Here is a 16,326-nt window from a genome sequence, read left to right on the forward strand (position 1 = left end):
AACTGGCAGATCAAATGACTAAAATAGCCACTTCCCTGCTCAAGGGGGAGTAGTCGCTATCGGGAGCCATCCCGAAGACGGTCGTCAACATAGTTGGTGCACAATCACCATGGTGGCCGTGACCTTAGCGGGTTTGACGAGACCTTTGACAGACGAGTGCCGATACCGGGGACGGGCGGCAGACGTCTGCTCATTGGTAACAATAACCCCGTCCCCTTTGGTATGACTCTTGGAAGCACTGACCACCTCTACCCTGGCGGTATCCATCGCCGAGATCGGCGACAAGACCCAGCTGCTGGCCCTGGTGCTGGCCTGCCGGTTCAGAAAGCCGGTTCCCATCGTATTCGGTATTTTTCTCGCCACCCTGCTTAACCATGCCCTCGCCGGCTCGGTGGGCGTCTGGATACAAGGCTGGCTGGATCCGTTGTGGCTGCGCTGGCTGCTGGCGGCCTCCTTCTTCGCCATGGCAGTGTGGATGATGATCCCCGACAAACCGGACGACGAAGACAGTCGCTTTTACCGCCTGGGCCCCTTTGTGGCCACCTTTGTGCTGTTTTTCCTGGCGGAGATCGGCGACAAGACCCAAATTGCCACCACCCTGCTGGCGGCGCGCTTCGTGGATGAGTTCTGGCTGGTGGTGGCCGGCACCACCCTGGGCATGATGGTGGCCAACCTGCCCGCGGTGTTCGTGGGCCACAAGGGCGCCGGCCGTATTCCCATGCACTGGGTTCACGGCGTCAGCGCCCTTATCTTTGTGGCACTGGGGGTAACCACCCTATGGTGGCCGTGGTAAGCGGTGTTTCGGCAGCGGCAACACAAAACAGGCCCCGCATTGCGGGGCCTGTTGCTGTCAGCCGTACAGGTTAAAGCTGTCGCTGTTGAGCCAGAGGTGAACGGCAATGCTGGCCACGTACCCCAGGGCAATGACCGGAGCCCATTTCAGGTGCCCGGCAAAGGTATACATGCCCCGCGCCTGCCCCATCAGCGCCACCCCGGCGGCGGAGCCGATAGACAGCAGGCTGCCGCCCACGCCGGCGGTCAGGGTGATCAGCAGCCAGTTGCCATGGGACATTTCCGGCTGCATGGTCAGCACCGCAAACATCACCGGAATGTTATCGATGATGGCCGACAGCACCCCCAGAGTGATATTGGCGTATACCGCGTCCCACTGGCTGTAGAGCAGATCCGACACCAGCGCCAGATAGCCCATGTAGCCCAGGCCCCCCACGCACATCACCACGCCATAGAAGAACAGCAGGGTATCCCACTCGGCCCGGGCCACCCGGCTGAACACGTCAAAGGGCACCACACTGCCCAGCCGCTTCAGTGCTTCGTCGTCGCCCCGTTTGCGGGCCATGGCACGCTTGCGGGCCAGTGAGCCCGGCAGGGTCTGGCGCAGGTAATAACCGAAGAACTGCAGATAGCCAAGACCGGTCATCATGCCCAGGACCGGCGGCAGGTGCAGCAGGCTGTGGCAGGCCACGGCGGAGGCGATGGTCAGCAGGAACAACAGCACAATCCGAATGGCACCGCGCTTGAGCTCCACCTCTTCATACTGAGCCGCGGGCTTGCGGTTTTCGATAAAGAAGTTCATCGCCAATGCCGGCACCAGATAGTTGACCAGCGACGGAATAAACAGCGTAAAGAACTCATTGAACTTGACGATGCCCGCCTGCCATACCATCAGGGTGGTGATATCCCCAAAGGGGCTGAAGGCCCCCCCAGCGTTGGCCGCGATCACGATATTGACACAACACAGGTTGATAAAGCGTTTGTCCCCTTCGGCCACCTTGGTCACCACGGCGCACATCAGCAGGGCGGTGGTCAGGTTATCGGCGATGGGCGAGATGAAAAAGGCGAGAAAACCGGTCAGCCAGAACAGCGACTTGTAGCTGAAGCCCCGGCGAATCATCCAGGCACGCAGGGCGTCGAACAAGCGTCGCTCTTCCATGGCGTTGATGTAGGTCATGGCCACCAGCAGGAACAGCAGCAACTCTGCATATTCAAGCAAATTGAGACGAAACGCCTCTTCGGTCACACCGGGTATGCCGTGATTCATGTAAGTCCAGCCGATGGCGGTCCAGATGATACCGGCGGCAATCAGCACGGGTTTGGACTTGCGCAGGTGCAGGTATTCTTCCCCCATCACCAGCAGGTAGGCCACCACGAAGATGGCCACCGCAAACACCCCCACCCCGGTGGTGGTGAGATCCAGTTGTCCGGTGGCGGCAGCCAGGGCCGGCGTGCTCGACAACGCCGCCAGGCCACCCAGGAACAGGCACAGTTTCCTTGTCATTGTTATTCTCGCTTTTATTGTTTTGGCTATAGTTACCGGCTTTTTCCCGCGCGCGGGAAAGCCCTTGAAAAGGCTATCATAAAGCCGGGAAACGGCGCAGTCCGGTTACCCGACACGGTTCTCAGTTTTGATAAAATTCAACCTGCGTCAGCAATGGCGTCCACGGAAATAAACTAAATATTTAATCTTGTTTTTTGCATGAATTTTCACGATGATAAACCGTGTTTTTCAGGCTACCAAGGACAAGTCCGTGCGCGAAAATGATGCCGCCCTGGTCAAGGCGTTTCGTCAATCCAGCCCCTATGTCAACCTGCATCGCGGCTCCACCTTTGTCATCATGCTGGGTGGCGAAGCCATTGATCAGGATAACTTTCCCAACATCATCAGCGATATCGCGCTGCTCACCAGCCTCGGCATTCGGCTGGTGATCGTGTTCGGCGCCCGCCCCCAAATAGACCGCGGCCTGGCCGAGGCGGGGCTGAGCGGTGTATTTCACAAGCACACCCGGGTCACCGACGAACCCAGCTTTCGGGTGATCAAGGACGTCTGCGGTGGCCTGCAGATGGACATCACCGCCCGGCTGTCGATGGGACTGGTCAACACCCCCATGCAGAATGCCCGCATCAACGTGGTCACCGGCAACTTCGTCATTGCCCAGCCGCTGGGGGTGGATGACGGTGTCGACTATATCCATTCGGGCCGGGTGCGCCGCATTCACACCGACACCATTCACCATCAGCTGGCCAACGGCGCCACCGTGCTGATTTCCCCCATCGGCTTTTCGGTGACCGGCGAAAGTTTCAACCTGTCCTCGGAAGAGCTGGCCCGGCGGCTGGCCATTGAACTCAAGGCCGACAAGCTGATCGGCTTTTGCTCCCAGCGCGGCGTGCTCAATGAAGACGGCGTGGCCATTGCCGAACTGTTCCCCGAGCAGGCGGAGGTGCACCTGCAGAAGCTGCTGGAAGAGGGAGAAAGCCTGTCGGGCACCGCCCGCTACCTGCGCGCGGCCATTTCCAGCTGCCGGGGCGGCGTGCCCCGCAGCCACCTGGTGAGCTACCGGGAAGACGGCGCCCTGATCCAGGAGCTGTTTACCCGGGACGGCCTGGGCACCCAGATCGTCAGCCTGAGTGCCGAGCAAGCCCGCCAGGCCCGCATCGACGACATTGGCGGCATTCTCGATCTGATCCGGCCGATGGAAGAGGAAGGTGTCCTGGTTCGCCGCTCCCGGGAGCAGCTGGAAATGGAAATCGACCAGTTCACCATCATCGAAAAAGACGGCGCCATCATTGGCTGTGCCGCCCTTTATCCCTTTCCCGAGGAAGGCATGGCGGAAATGGCCTGCGTGGCCATTCACCCGGACTACCGCCGGGGCAGCCGGGGCGACATGCTGCTGCAAAAGATCGAAGAGCAGGCCCGCAAGCGCGGCATGAGCCGGCTGTTTATTCTGACCACCCGCTCCATTCACTGGTTTCAGGAGCGGGGCTTCAAGCCGGTGGATGTTGACGCCCTGCCCATGGGCAAGCAGAAACTGTACAATTTTCAGCGCCGCTCCAAGATCATGATCAAAGAGCTGAACTGAACGATTTACCCCCTTAACCATTGACAGCAGAGCCTGAAGTCAGTAGTTATAGGGCCGTTTCAGTACCATGTGCTGAAACAATGAAATGAGAAGAGGCGCGTTGTTCAGGCAGCCGGCAGCAGGAGTCGCCACTCCGAGGATCGCCGGTCAGGGGAGCAACGCCGAGACGGCGGCCGGTGGCAGAACGGTCGCGGTCGGCCGCGAAGGCTGAATCCTTCGGGCTGTCACCTGTTGGGTGGAGTGCTTCCTGATGACCTTTCCATGTCTTCGCAGTCGTTCCCCCCGTAATTTGAAATTACCCAGTAAAAGCAAGGAGCTTGCCTTGAACCAACCCGTTGTAGCCAAATTCGGTGGAACCAGTGTTGCCGACGCCGATGCCATGGGCCGTTGCGCCGCCATTCTCGAACAAAACTCCGGTACCCGGCTGGCGGTGCTGAGCGCCAGCTCCGGCGTCACCAACCTGCTGGTGGCACTGGCCTCGGGCAGCCATGGTCCGCAAGAGCGGGAACAACTGCTGCAGAAGCTGACCGCCATTGAGCACGGCATTCTCGACAGCCTGGATCACCCCGAGATGCTGACCCGACACATCGACGACATTCTCAACCACATTCGCGAGCTGGCCGACAGCGCCGCCATCAGCCCGACCAAGGCCCTTGCCGACGAGATTGTGGCTCAAGGGGAGCTGATGTCGACCCGGTTGTTTGTGGAGCTGCTGCGCCGCCGGGGCACCGATGCGGTCTGGTTTGACGTGCGCAAGGTAATGCGTACCGACGATCGCTTTGGCCGCGCCACCCCGGACCTGGCCAACCTCAAGGCGGAAGTGGAAAAAGAACTCAAACCCCTGTGCGACAAACAGCTGGTGGTCACCCAAGGCTTTATCGGTGCCGCCCCCGATGGCCGCACCACCACGCTTGGGCGGGGCGGTAGCGATTACTCCGCCGCCCTGCTGGGTGAGGCGCTGGACGCCGCCGCGGTGGAAATCTGGACCGACGTGCCCGGCATTTACACCACCGATCCGCGACTGGTGAGCGAGGCCCGCGCCATTCCCGAAATCAGCTTCAGCGAAGCATCCGAAATGGCCACCTTTGGTGCCAAGGTACTGCACCCGGCCACCCTGCAGCCGGCGGTACGCTGCCAGATCCCGGTGTTCGTGGGCTCCAGCCGAGCGCCGGAAGAAGGCGGCACCTGGATTCGCAACAGCACCCCCAGCCAGCCGCTGTTCCGGGCCCTGGCCCTGCGCCGCAACCAGGTACTGCTAACCCTGACCAGCCAGAGCATGTTCCAGGCCCACGGTTTTCTGGCCGAGGTGTTCGGCATTCTGGCCAAACACAAGATTTCGGTAGACCTCATCACCACCTCCGAGATCAGCGTGTCCCTCACCCTGGACGCCGGCGCCGAGCTGCTGACCCAGGAAGTCCAGGACGAGCTGGCCAGGCACTGCCACCTCAAGGTGGAAGACGGCCTGGCGCTGGTGGCGCTGATCGGCAACCGCATGAGCGAGGCCGGCGGCACCGCCAGCCGGGTGTTCCAGGCGGTCAACGACGTCAACATTCGCATGATCTGCTACGGCGCCAGCCCCCACAATTTCTGCTTCCTGGTGGATGAAGCGGTCGCCGGCCAGGTCATCGCCGATCTGCACAGGGAGCTGCTGCCGGCGTAACGCCCGAAGCAGCACACCAGAAAAAACGGCGCTGTGTGGTCACAGCGCCGTTTTTGTTTGCGGAGCCCACGCACCGTCAGTTCAGTCCCCAGGCGGTGAGCAGCCCCGCCAGCAGGGAGATGCCCATGGACCAGGCCACCCGCCGGCCCAGGGCCCGATCGCCCAGGCTGACCGCCATGCCCGCCTTCACCAGGTTGTTGACCGACGCCGCCAGTACGATGCCCAGCACCGCCGTACCCGGCGCCAGACCACCCAGGGACATGCGCGTCAGCGACAGGGTAATGGCGTCCACGTCGGTCACCCCGGAGGCCAGCGCCAGCAGCAGCACACCGGCATTGCCCAAGGCCTGTTTGAGCCATTCCCCCAGTAGCATGATCAACAGGATCAGGCCACCAAACAGCAGCGCCGCCTTTAAATCCAGCGGATTCATGTTAAGGCTGGGTTGCTCCACATTGACCTGGGCGCGATGGCGTAGCCAGATCCAGACCGCCGGACCATAGAGCAGCAGCGTCATCACCAGCACCGGCCACCAGAGCCTGGCCAGCAGAGCCGGGTTGATCAGGGCGCAATACACCAGAATGCGGGGAAACATGGTGCCGCAGGCCAGCAGCACACCGGCGGCCAGCAGCGGCGCCAGCGCCGGGGTGGCTGTCGACAGCCGGGAATAATGCAGGGTCAGGGCGGTGGATGACGTCAGCCCGGCAAACAGGCTGGTAAAGAGAATGCCCTTTTCGGTCCCGCCCACGCGAATGGCAAAATACCCCAGAAAGGAAACGGAGGCGATCAGCACCACCATCCACCAGATCTCGAACGGGTTGACCACCCCGCCCGGCCCCATGTCCCGGTTGGGCAGCAACGGCAGCATCACCACCGTGATCAGCAGCAGCTTGAGGCCGGCATCCAGCTCATGCTCCTGCAGCTTGCGCAGCAAGCCGTGAATTTCCCGCTTGTTGTCCAGAATGAAGGCGGTGATCACCGCCGCCGTGGCGGCGATGGCCGGGCTGTCGAGCATGGCCTGCGCGCCAAAACAGAAGGTCAGCAACAGGCCGATGCTGCCGGTAATGCTGAAATCGTTAAGGCTACGGGACTGGGCCCGGTAGGCCACCAGGTTGATGGCCACCACTCCCAGCAGGCCCACGGCAATCAGCCAGTGCCCCACGGTGTGCCCCAGCAACGCAATCAGTCCGCCCAGCAGCCCGACCAGGGCATGGGTACGAATACCGGCCACCCGCTGACCGGCCTCGGCATCCCGCCGTTGCCAGCCCCGCTGAATGCCGATAAGCGCCCCCAGCAGCAGGGCAATACCAAGGCGCACCAGGGTCTGGTGATCCGTCCACAGATCGGCGGCCAGGTCATTCATGCTCAGTCGTTGCCGGCCAGTACCCGCTCCAGGGGTTCAACGACCAGGCCATGGGCCTCGGCCACCGCCTGGTACACCACACGGCCGGCATGCACATTCAGGCCACGGGCCAGGTGCGCATCCTCATTCAGCGCCCGGCGCCAGCCCTTGTTGGCCAAGGCCAGCACAAAGGGCAGGGTGGCATTGGTCAGGGCCAGGGTGGCGGTGCGGGCCACACCGCCGGGCATGTTGGCCACGCAGTAGTGCACAATGCCATCCACCTCAAAGGTCGGCTGCTGATGGGTGGTGGGCCGGCTGGTTTCAAAGCAGCCTCCCTGATCGATGGCGACGTCCACCAGCACCGCGCCCCTGGGCAGCCTTTTCAGCATGTCCCGGGTCACCAGCTTGGGCGCCGACGCGCCAGGGATCAGCACGGCCCCAATCACCAGATCGGCCCGCTCCAGCTCGGCGTCAATGGCATCGGCGGTGGAATACAGGCTCTTGAGCGCCGGGCCGTACAGGGCATCAAGCTGGGTCAGCCGCGGCAATGACTTGTCGAAAATGGTGACATCGGCACCCAGTCCCATGGCCATGCGCGCGGCGTTGATGCCGACCACGCCGCCCCCCAGCACCAGTACCCGGGCCGGCGCCACACCGGGTACCCCGCCCAGCAACACGCCTCGCCCGCCTTGCGCCTTTTCCAGGCAATGGGCGCCGGCCTGCACCGCCATGCGACCGGCCACCTCACTCATGGGCGCCAGCAGCGGCAGACCGCCCCGGTCGTCGGTCACGGTTTCATAGGCGATGGCGGTACAACCCGAGCTCAGCAGGCCCTGAGTCTGGGCCTCATCGGGCGCCAGATGCAGATAGGTGAACAACACCTGACCGGGCTTCAGCCGGCGGTATTCCTCCGGTTGCGGCTCCTTGACCTTGACGATCAGCTCCGCTTCGGCAAACAGGGCCTCCACGTCCGTCACCAGCTCGGCACCGGCGGCCGCATAGTGCTGGTCGGCAAAACCGTCCCCCTCGCCGGCCCCGGCCTGCACCCGGACGCGATGTCCGGCCCGGGTCAGCTCGCGCACACCGGCCGGCGTCATGCCCACCCGGTATTCGTGATTCTTGATTTCTCTGGGTACTGCGATATCCATGTTCAACCCCTGTGTGCCTTGGTGTTTTCGCGTAGAATGGCGCTCACCACGCTGCCGCTTGTCTTGGTGACTGTCGTTTCTTCTGTTATAGAAGCTGGAGCGACATTCTGCTTGCGCGCCAATAAAGATTCAATTGTAACCAGGGAGAAAACCGCCGTTATGGACATAGGCCTTCGCCTCAAAACCCTTCGCCAGCAGGCAAAACTGTCCCAGCGGGAGCTGGCCAAGCGATCCGGGGTCACCAACGGTTTTATTTCCCAGGTTGAAAAGAACCAGGTCAGCCCCTCCATCGGCTCCCTCAAGAAACTGCTCGACGGCTTTCCCATGACCCTGGCGGAGTTTTTTGCCGAAGAAGCCTCCCCCGAGGCAATCAAGCCCGTGATCTACCGGGCCGATGACCAGCCCGAGCGGGGCACCGGCAACATCAGTTACCGGCTGATCGGCAGTCACTTTCCCGAGCGCAGCATCACCCTGCTCAGGGAAACCATGCCCATCGGCGCCGACACCGGCCCCGAGTGGCTCAGCCATCCGGGCCAGGAATGCGGTGTGGTCATTGCAGGACGGCTTTTACTGATGGTGGGCGAGCGCCGTTTCGAACTGGGACCGGGCGACGGCTATTACTTTGACAGCACCGAGCCCCACCGCTTCGTCAATATCGGCGACACCGAGCTGTCCCTTGTTTCCGCCAGTCAGCCCCAGACGGTGTAAGCTTTAAAACGTCGGCGGTGTCGCCGCCGATATCAGCTCGCACACCTCGCTGCCGAGGTTGCGAAAGCGGTGCGGCCGGTTGGTGTCGAAATAATAACCGTCGCCGGCTTTCAGCACCCGGCACTCTTCTCCCACGGTAATTTCGATTTCACCGCTCAGCACCAGCCCGGCTTCCTCCGCCTCGTTGCTGAGCATGTCCGGCCCGGTGTCGGCACCGGGGGGATAGCACTCCCGCAACAGCGCCAGCTTGCGATCCCCCGTTAACGGCCCCACCAGCCACATGGTGACGTCGTTGCTGCCACATTCCACCAGCTCGTCGGCACGGAAGAACACCTGCCGGCGCAAGCGGTGCTCCAGGCTGAAAAATGCCCCCATGGTGATGGGAAACCCGTCCAGCACCCGCTTGAGGGTGGCCACCGAGGGATTTACCGCCGCCTGTTCAATCTGCGAGATCAGGCTGTTGCTGACCCCGGCCCGGCGGGCCAGCTCCCGCTGAGTCAGGCCGTGCTGGTTTCTGAGCCATTTCAGGCGTTCAGGCAACTCCATGACCCCCTCCTCAGCCGGCCCGGGCGGCGGCGGCTTCCTGGGCCCGGCGCTTTTCGGCCCGGGCCATCAGCCACCAGCCTACAAAAGTCACCAGCGACACGATCACAATAATGATGGTGGCCAGGGCGTTGATCTTGGGACTGACCCCCAGCCGCACGCTGGAAAACACCACCATGGGCAGGGTGGTGGCATTGGGCCCGGACACAAAGCTGGCGATCACCAGGTCGTCCAGCGACAAGGTAAAGGCCAGCAGCCAGCCGGCAATGATGGCCGGCGCGATGATCGGCAAAGTGATCACGAAAAACACCTTGAGCGGCCGCGCCCCCAGATCCATGGCCGCCTCTTCCAGGGAGCGGTCCAGCTCCCTGAGCCGGGAGCTCACCACCACCGCCACATAGGCGGTACAGAAGGTGACATGGGCAATCCAGATGGTACTCATGCCCCGCTGGGCCGGCCAGCCCACCAGATCTCCCATGGCCACAAACAGCAGCAGCAACGACAACCCGGTGATCACCTCGGGCATCACCAGGGGGGCGGTGATCATAAAGGCAAAACCGCTCTCACCGCGAAACCGGCCGATGCGGGTGAGCACGAACCCCGCCACCGTGCCCAGCACCACGGCGGTGCTGGCGGCGAAAAAGGCGATGGTGAGGCTGAGCCCCACCGCCTGCATCATCATGTCGTCGGCCAACAGCTCGCCATACCATTGGGTGGACCAGCCGGCCCACACCGTCACCAGCCGGGAGCTGTTGAAGGAGTAGATGATCAGCAGCAGCATGGGCGCGTAGAGAAAGCCAAACCCCAGCCAGAGAATGACGGGGCGCGCCCAGGAGCGGCTGACGGGAATCGTGTTCATGGCTCAGCCCTCCATTTCTCTGCGCTGAATGCGGTGGAACCACATGATGGGCACCATCAGCAGCAACAGCATGATGCTGGCCACCGCCGCCGCCACCGGCCAGTCCCGGTTATTAAAGAATTCCTGCCACAGCACCCGGCCAATCAGCAGGGTATCGGGGCCGCCCAGCAATTCGGGGATCACAAACTCCCCCACCGCCGGAATAAACACCAGCATGGCGCCGGCAATAATGCCGCCCTTGACCAGGGGCACGATCACCGTCAACAGCGTGGTCATGGGCCGGGCCCCCAGATCCGCCGCCGCTTCCACCAGGGAATAATCAAGCCGCATCAGGGCGGTATAGAGCGGCAGCACCATAAACGGCAGATAGGCGTAAACGATGCCGATATAGACGGCGGTGTTGGTGTTGAGGATCTGCAGCGGCTCGTCGATGGCGCCAAGCCAGATCAGGGCATTGTTGAGAAAACCGGTGTTGCCGAGAATGCCCATCCAGGCATAGACCCGGATAAGAAACGAGGTCCAGGACGGCAGTATCACCAGCATCAATAGCACATTACGGGTGGAGGGTTTGGAATGCACGATAGCCCAGGCCAGGGGAAAGCCGATCAGCAGGCACAGCAGGGTGGAAATGCCGGCCACCTTGAGCGACTGCAGATAGGACTGAATGTACAGGCTGTCGCTTAGCAGAAACAGGTAGTTGCCGAAATTGAGCACGATCTGCAGCCGCTCGTCGGCAAACCTCAGCACCTCACTGTAGGGGGGAATGGCCAGTGCCGCTTCCGACAGGCTGATCTTGAACACGATCAGAAAGGGCACCAGGAAAAACAGCAGCAGCCAGGTATAGGGCAGCGCGATCACCAGCCGCTGGCCGGTGGCGGTTTTCACCTTTTTCATTCTGTGGCCTCCTCAGGTCATGAGCACGGCGCAGCTGTCCGCTTCCCAGCGCAAATGCACCGGATCACCCCAGGTGGGGCTGTTGCGCCGGTGCCGGTCCACGTTGGGCAGGGTGGCCAGAATGCGTTTGCCCGAAGGCAGCCGTACATGGTAGATGGACACATCCCCGAGGTAGGCAATCTCGTCCACCGTGCCGCTCAGCCGGTTGTGGGTCTGGTCGGGCTCCTGCACCGACAGGTGCATTTTCTCCGGCCGCACCGCTATCATGATGGGCAGCCCCTCGCCGATGGACACGCCATGGTTGATTTGCAGCGGCCGCTCCAGATCGGCGCAGCGGATCAGCGCGCTGTCCGCTTCGTTGCGCTCCAGCGTGCCTTCAAACACGTTGACCGAGCCGATAAACTCGGCACTGAACCGGCAGTTGGGGTATTCATACACATCCAGCGGCTCCCCCACCTGCACCAGCCGGCCCTGGTTCATGATGGCGATGCGTCCGGCCATGGTCATGGCCTCTTCCTGATCGTGGGTCACCATGACGCAGGTGACGCCCACACTCTCAATGATGTTGACCAGCTCCAGCTGCATCTCTTCCCGAAGCTTCTTGTCGAGCGCGCCCATGGGCTCGTCCAGCAGCAGCAGCTTGGGCCGCTTGGCCAGGCTGCGTGCCAGGGCCACCCGCTGGCGTTGGCCGCCGGACAGCTGATGAGGTTTGCGCCGGGCGAAGTCTTCCATGTGCACCAGCTTGAGCATTTCCGCCACCCGCTCGGCAATCTCGGCCTTGGGCAGCCGGTCCTGCTTCAGGCCAAAGGCGATGTTGGCTTCCACCGTCATATGGGGAAACAGCGCATAGGACTGAAACATCATGTTGATGGGCCGCTCATAGGGCGGTACCTCGGCAATGTCGACCCCATCGAGAAAGATCTCACCCTGGCTGGGCGGTTCAAACCCGGCCAGCATGCGCAGCAGGGTCGACTTGCCGCAGCCCGAGGCCCCCAGCAGGGCAAAAATTTCACCCTGCTGTATCTGCAGGCTGACGCTATCCACCGCCGGCTGACCGTCGTACAGCTTGCTGACCCCGCGAATATCAAGAAAGGGCGCCTTTTTCGTGCTGACCGGTTGTTCCTGTTCCGGCATGCTTGCCTCCGTGTTGCTTGCTCAGCGTGATCCTGTGGCTCCGCAGAGCAGCACCAGCAGGGTTGCCTTCTTCGACACGCTTCAAGCCCATCCTTGGGACGCTCGGCAAATGCCCTCCCTGGCATTTGACGGTCGAATCCGGCAATCCCTGTTGTTGCTGCTTAGGCCGGCCTTCATTACATACTCTTGAGGCTTGCTTATTTGCCGGTCTTAACCCGGGTCCAGGCACGGGTAATCGCCCGGTTCACCGCTTGCGGCAGCAGCTTGGCGGTGTAGAGCTTTTCCGCCACTTCCTGGCTGGGGTAAATGCCCGGATCGTTGAGGATATCCGCATCCACAAACTCGCTGGCCGCCTGGTTGGGGTTGGCGTAGGCCACATAGTTGGAAATGTCACCGATCACGTCCGGCTTCAGCAGGTAATTGATCAGCGCATGGGCGTTGTCAGGATGCCGGGCGTCCTTGGGAATGGTGAGCATGTCCACCCACATCAGGGCACCTTCCTTAGGGATCCGGTAGGCCACCTTCACGCCCCGTTCCGCCTCATCGGCCCTATCCCGCGCCTGCAGTATGTCGCCGGACCAGCCCACCGCCACGCAGATATCGCCGTTGGCCAGGTCGTTGATGTACTTGGAGGAATGGAAATAGGTGATATGGGGCCGAAGCTGCATCATCAGCTCGGTGGCCGGTCCGTTGTAGTCACTGGCGTTGGTACTGTTCGGATCCAGTCCCTGGTAGTTGAGGGCGGCGGCGAAGATCTCGGTGGGCGCATCGAGGAAGGCCACGCCGCACTGGCTGAGTTTTGCCAGGTTCTCCGGCTTCATCACCAGATCCCAGGAGTCCACCGGGGCATCTTCTCCCAGCACTTCCTTCACCTTGTCCACGTTATAGCCGATGCCGGTGGTGCCCCACAGGTAGGGCACACCATACTGGTTGCCGGGATCTTTTTCCGCCAGCAGCGTCATGATGCGCGGGTCCAGGTTGCCGTAATTGGGAAGCTTCGACTTGTCCAGGGGCAAAAAGGCCCCGGCCTGAATTTGCCGACCCATGAAGTCGCCGGTGGGCACCACCACGTCAAAGCCGGTGTTGCCCGCCAGCAGCTTGGCCTCCAGCACCTCGTTGGAGTCGAACACGTCGTAGGTCACGGCAATGCCGGTCTCCTGGGTAAAGTTGGCCAGGGTGTCCTCGGCGATATAGTCGGACCAGTTGTAGAAATTGACCTGGGCCGGCTCCTGGGCCTGGGCATGGAGCGCCAGCGTAATACCGGCGGCCAGCAGGCCGGCTTTAAACACGGGTTGTGGTGTCATGCTACTTTCCTTGTTGGTTGCTCAGGGTATGAAGGGTCAAATCCAGTGCTCGACGCGCCTTTTCCACCAGCTCGTCGATCTCGGCGCGGGTGATCACCAGGGGCGGCGAAATGATCATGGTGTCGCCCACCGCCCGCATCACCAGCCCGGCATCCAGGCTGTGCTCACGGCAGACCAGACCGGCACCGGCGTCGCTGGGAAAGCGGGCCAGGGTGGCCTTGTCGGCCACCAGTTCCAGCGCCGCCAAAAGCCCCAGGCCCCGGGTTTCCCCCACCAGGGGATGATCGGCCAGGCTGGCCCAGCGCTGTTGCAGGTAAGGGCCGATATCATCCCGCACCCGCTCGACAATGTGTTCCTGTTGCATCACCTCGATATTGGCCTGGGCCACGGCGCAGGCCACCGGGTGACCGGAATAGGTAAAACCGTGAAAGAACTCGCCGCCGGCGATCAGTCCTTCCGCCACCCGCCGGCCCACCGCCACGGCCCCGAGGGGAATGTAGCCGGAGGTAATGCCCTTTGCCATGCACAGCAGATCCGGCTCAAGACCGAAGTGCTCGCTGGCAAACCAGTGACCGGTGCGGCCAAAGCCGCAGATCACCTCGTCGGCTACCAGCAGAATGTCGTACTGCCGGCAAATGCGCTGAATTTCCGGCCAGTAGCTGTCGGGCGGAATGATCACGCCGCCGGCGCCCTGAATGGGCTCACCGATAAAGGCCGCCACCCGCTCCGGGCCGAGTTCGAGAATTTTCTGCTCCAACTGCCGGGCCCGCGCCAGGCCAAATGCATGAGGGTCGGTGCCCTGCCCCTCACCAAAATGATAAGGCTGGTCGATATGCACCATGTCCGGCAACGGCAACCCTCCCTGGGCATGCATGGGCTTCATGCCGCCGAGGGACGCACCGGCCAGGGTGGAGCCGTGGTAGGCGTTGTGCCGACTGATGATCACCTTACGCTCGGGCCGGCCCTGCTCCGCCCAGAAGTGGCGTACCATGCGCACGACCGTATCGTTGCACTCAGAGCCGGAGCCGGTGAAAAACAGGTGCTGCATGTCGCCGGGCAGCAGCCCGGCCAGGGTGGCCGCCAGTCTGGCGGCAGGAGGATGAGTGGTCTGAAAAAACAGGTTGTAATAGGGCAGGCGGCGCAGCTGGGCATTGGCCGCCTCAATCAGCTCTTCCCGGCCGTAGCCCAGGTTGACGCACCAGAGCCCAGCCATGCCGTCGAGAATGCGGTGACCGTCGGCATCCCACAGATACACCCCCTCGCCCCGCTCGATCACCCGGGCACCCTTTTGATGCAGCGACTGGCTGTCGGTAAAGGGATGCAGGTGGTGGGCCTCGTCCAGTCGTTGCAGTGCTCCCTTGTTCAATTCCGGCATGTTCAACTCCCTGTCGACATGGTGGTTGGGTTATACGTTGAGCAGCAAAAACTCCCGCTCCCAGGCGCTGATCACCGTAAAAAAGGCCTCGTATTCCTTGCGCTTGACCGCGATAAAGGCGCGCACAAAGCGCGGCCCCAGCATCTCGCGCAGCTCCTCGCACTGCTCCAGCTCCAGCAGGGCTTCTTCCAGGCTGCGGGCCAGGCCAAAGGGCATGTTGTAGGCGCTGCCTTCCACCTCGTCGGTGGGTGCAATGCCCTGTTTCATGCCGAGATAACCACAGGCCAGGCTGGCCGCCAGCGCTAGATAGGGGTTGGCATCGGCGCCGGCAAAGCGGTTTTCAATACGCCGGTCGGCCAACCCCGAGCGCGGCACCCGCAGGCCCACGGTGCGATTGTCTTCGCCCCAGGCCATGTTGCGCGGCGCCGAGTCACCAAAGGCCAGCCGGCGGTAGGAGTTGACGTTGGGGGCAAACAGCGCCACGGCGCTGGGAATATAGCGCTGCATACCGCCGATATAGTGCAGGAACAGCTCGCTGTGGCTGCCGTCCGGGTTGGCAAAGAGGTTGTTGCCATCGGCGTCCACCAGGCTCTGGTGAATGTGCATGGCGCTGCCCGGCTCGTTTTTCATCGGCTTGGCCATAAAGGTGGCGTAGACGTTATGGCGCATGGCCGCCTCACGCATGGTGCGCTTGAACAGAAACACCTGATCCGCCAGATCCAGGGCGTCGCCGTGTATAAAGTTCACCTCCATCTGGGCCGCCCCGGATTCGTGGATCAGGGTGTCCACCTCCAGCTCCTGGGCTTCACAGAAGTCGTACATTTCCTCAAAGATGGGATCGAACTCATTGACGGCGTCGATGCTGAACGACTGGCGCGCGGTTTCCGGCCGGCCGTTACGACCGATGGGCGGCTCCAGCGGGTAGTCCCAGTCCTCATTTTTCTTGACCAGGAAAAACTCCAGCTCCGGCGCCACCACCGGCCGCCAGCCCTCCTGCTCGTAGAGCTTCAGTACCCGGCGCAGTACGCTGCGCGGCGCGATTTCCACCGGCTCGCCGTCGGCGTCGAAACAGTCGTGGATCACCTGGGCGGTGGGTTCACTGGCCCAGGGTACCAGCCGGGGTGTATTGATGTCTGCGTGCAGCTCCATGTCGCGCTCGGTCCAGTCGATGCTCTCGTCATCGGGCCAGTCGCCGTTCACGGTCTGCAGAAAGATATTGTCGGGCAGGCGCATGCCGCCTTCTTTCAGAAACTTGCTGGCCGGCAGTATTTTGCCCCGGGCATTGCCGGTAAAGTCGGGCAACAGGCATTCGACTTCGGTAATGGCGTGCTGCTGCATCCACTGGCGCAGCCATTCCATATCGCGGTTTTCAGGATCTTGAACACTCATAACGACGCTCTGGGTCAAAAACACACTCGTCAGCATAGTCCATATTGGTGTAAAAGTATGCTAGACATAGACATAGCCAGTGGGCAAGAAAAATTATC

The 16,326-nt window shown here is 62.0% G+C and carries 14 protein-coding genes and 2 riboswitches; of the genes, 4 read left to right on the forward strand and 10 right to left on the reverse strand.

All coding sequences use genetic code 11. The features are described 5' to 3' along the window. Nucleotides 1–32: 32 nt before the first annotated feature. Nucleotides 33–206: riboswitch (yybP-ykoY riboswitch) on the forward strand. A gap of 23 nt (nucleotides 207–229) precedes the next feature. Next, nucleotides 230–793, forward strand: coding sequence for a TMEM165/GDT1 family protein (locus GU3_RS12280; protein ID WP_014292856.1), 564 nt, complete (start codon nucleotides 230–232; stop codon nucleotides 791–793). A gap of 57 nt (nucleotides 794–850) precedes the next feature. Here the strand turns inward: GU3_RS12280 and nhaD are convergent, their stop codons facing one another. Further along, complete coding sequence (gene nhaD / locus GU3_RS12285; protein ID WP_014292857.1) at nucleotides 851–2,296, reverse strand: sodium:proton antiporter NhaD; 1,446 nt, start codon at nucleotides 2,294–2,296, stop codon at nucleotides 851–853. Between the two features lie 250 nt (nucleotides 2,297–2,546). On the opposite strand from nhaD, the gene argA reads away from it, so the two are divergent. Both argA and lysC read left to right on the forward strand, forming a co-directional pair. After that, complete coding sequence (gene argA / locus GU3_RS12290) at nucleotides 2,547–3,875, forward strand: amino-acid N-acetyltransferase (RefSeq protein WP_014292858.1); 1,329 nt, start codon at nucleotides 2,547–2,549, stop codon at nucleotides 3,873–3,875. Nucleotides 3,876–3,957: 82 nt separating this feature from the next. Beyond that, nucleotides 3,958–4,129: riboswitch (Lysine riboswitch) on the forward strand. A 68-nt stretch (nucleotides 4,130–4,197) separates the two neighbouring features. Then, nucleotides 4,198–5,535, forward strand: coding sequence for a lysine-sensitive aspartokinase 3 (lysC, locus tag GU3_RS12295; RefSeq protein WP_014292859.1), 1,338 nt, complete (start codon nucleotides 4,198–4,200; stop codon nucleotides 5,533–5,535). Nucleotides 5,536–5,611: 76 nt separating this feature from the next. On the opposite strand, the gene GU3_RS12300 is transcribed toward lysC, so the two are convergent. Further along, complete coding sequence (locus GU3_RS12300) at nucleotides 5,612–6,895, reverse strand: DUF4010 domain-containing protein (protein WP_014292860.1); 1,284 nt, start codon at nucleotides 6,893–6,895, stop codon at nucleotides 5,612–5,614. A gap of 2 nt (nucleotides 6,896–6,897) precedes the next feature. Beyond that, entirely contained in the window at nucleotides 6,898–8,022 is a 1,125-nt protein-coding gene (ald, locus tag GU3_RS12305) for an alanine dehydrogenase (protein WP_014292861.1), read from the reverse strand. A gap of 159 nt (nucleotides 8,023–8,181) precedes the next feature. Here ald and GU3_RS12310 point away from each other — a divergent pair, with 159 nt between their 5' ends. Then, nucleotides 8,182–8,730, forward strand: coding sequence for a cupin domain-containing protein (locus GU3_RS12310; protein ID WP_014292862.1), 549 nt, complete (start codon nucleotides 8,182–8,184; stop codon nucleotides 8,728–8,730). Nucleotides 8,731–8,733: 3 nt separating this feature from the next. Here GU3_RS12310 and GU3_RS12315 read toward each other — a convergent pair whose 3' ends face one another. The 7 genes from GU3_RS12315 to GU3_RS12345 form a co-directional block, all read right to left on the reverse strand. After that, nucleotides 8,734–9,276: a cupin domain-containing protein gene (locus GU3_RS12315; protein ID WP_014292863.1), complete on the reverse strand. Its 543-nt coding sequence runs from the start codon at nucleotides 9,274–9,276 to the stop codon at nucleotides 8,734–8,736. Between the two features lie 10 nt (nucleotides 9,277–9,286). Further along, nucleotides 9,287–10,132 carry a putrescine ABC transporter permease PotI gene (gene potI, locus GU3_RS12320; RefSeq protein WP_014292864.1) on the reverse strand — a complete coding sequence of 282 codons (846 nt, stop codon included), beginning with the start codon at nucleotides 10,130–10,132 and terminating at the stop codon, nucleotides 9,287–9,289. Between the two features lie 3 nt (nucleotides 10,133–10,135). After that, nucleotides 10,136–11,026: a putrescine ABC transporter permease PotH gene (gene potH / locus GU3_RS12325; RefSeq protein ID WP_014292865.1), complete on the reverse strand. Its 891-nt coding sequence runs from the start codon at nucleotides 11,024–11,026 to the stop codon at nucleotides 10,136–10,138. A 12-nt stretch (nucleotides 11,027–11,038) separates the two neighbouring features. Next, a complete protein-coding gene (potG, locus tag GU3_RS12330; protein ID WP_014292866.1) occupies nucleotides 11,039–12,160 on the reverse strand; it encodes a putrescine ABC transporter ATP-binding subunit PotG in 1,122 nt (373 codons plus the stop codon). 197 nt (nucleotides 12,161–12,357) lie between these two features. After that, nucleotides 12,358–13,464 (reverse strand): extracellular solute-binding protein, encoded by a 1,107-nt coding sequence (locus tag GU3_RS12335; RefSeq protein WP_014292867.1) that lies wholly within the window; start codon nucleotides 13,462–13,464, stop codon nucleotides 12,358–12,360. 1 nt (nucleotide 13,465) lies between these two features. Continuing rightward, nucleotides 13,466–14,839: an aspartate aminotransferase family protein gene (locus tag GU3_RS12340; RefSeq protein WP_014292868.1), complete on the reverse strand. Its 1,374-nt coding sequence runs from the start codon at nucleotides 14,837–14,839 to the stop codon at nucleotides 13,466–13,468. A 30-nt stretch (nucleotides 14,840–14,869) separates the two neighbouring features. Then, a complete protein-coding gene (locus GU3_RS12345; RefSeq protein ID WP_237711143.1) occupies nucleotides 14,870–16,228 on the reverse strand; it encodes a glutamine synthetase family protein in 1,359 nt (452 codons plus the stop codon). Between the last annotated feature and the right edge of the window lie 98 nt (nucleotides 16,229–16,326).

The sequence above is a fragment of the Oceanimonas sp. GK1 genome (genome assembly GCF_000243075.1).
Lineage (GTDB): Bacteria > Pseudomonadota > Gammaproteobacteria > Enterobacterales > Aeromonadaceae > Oceanimonas.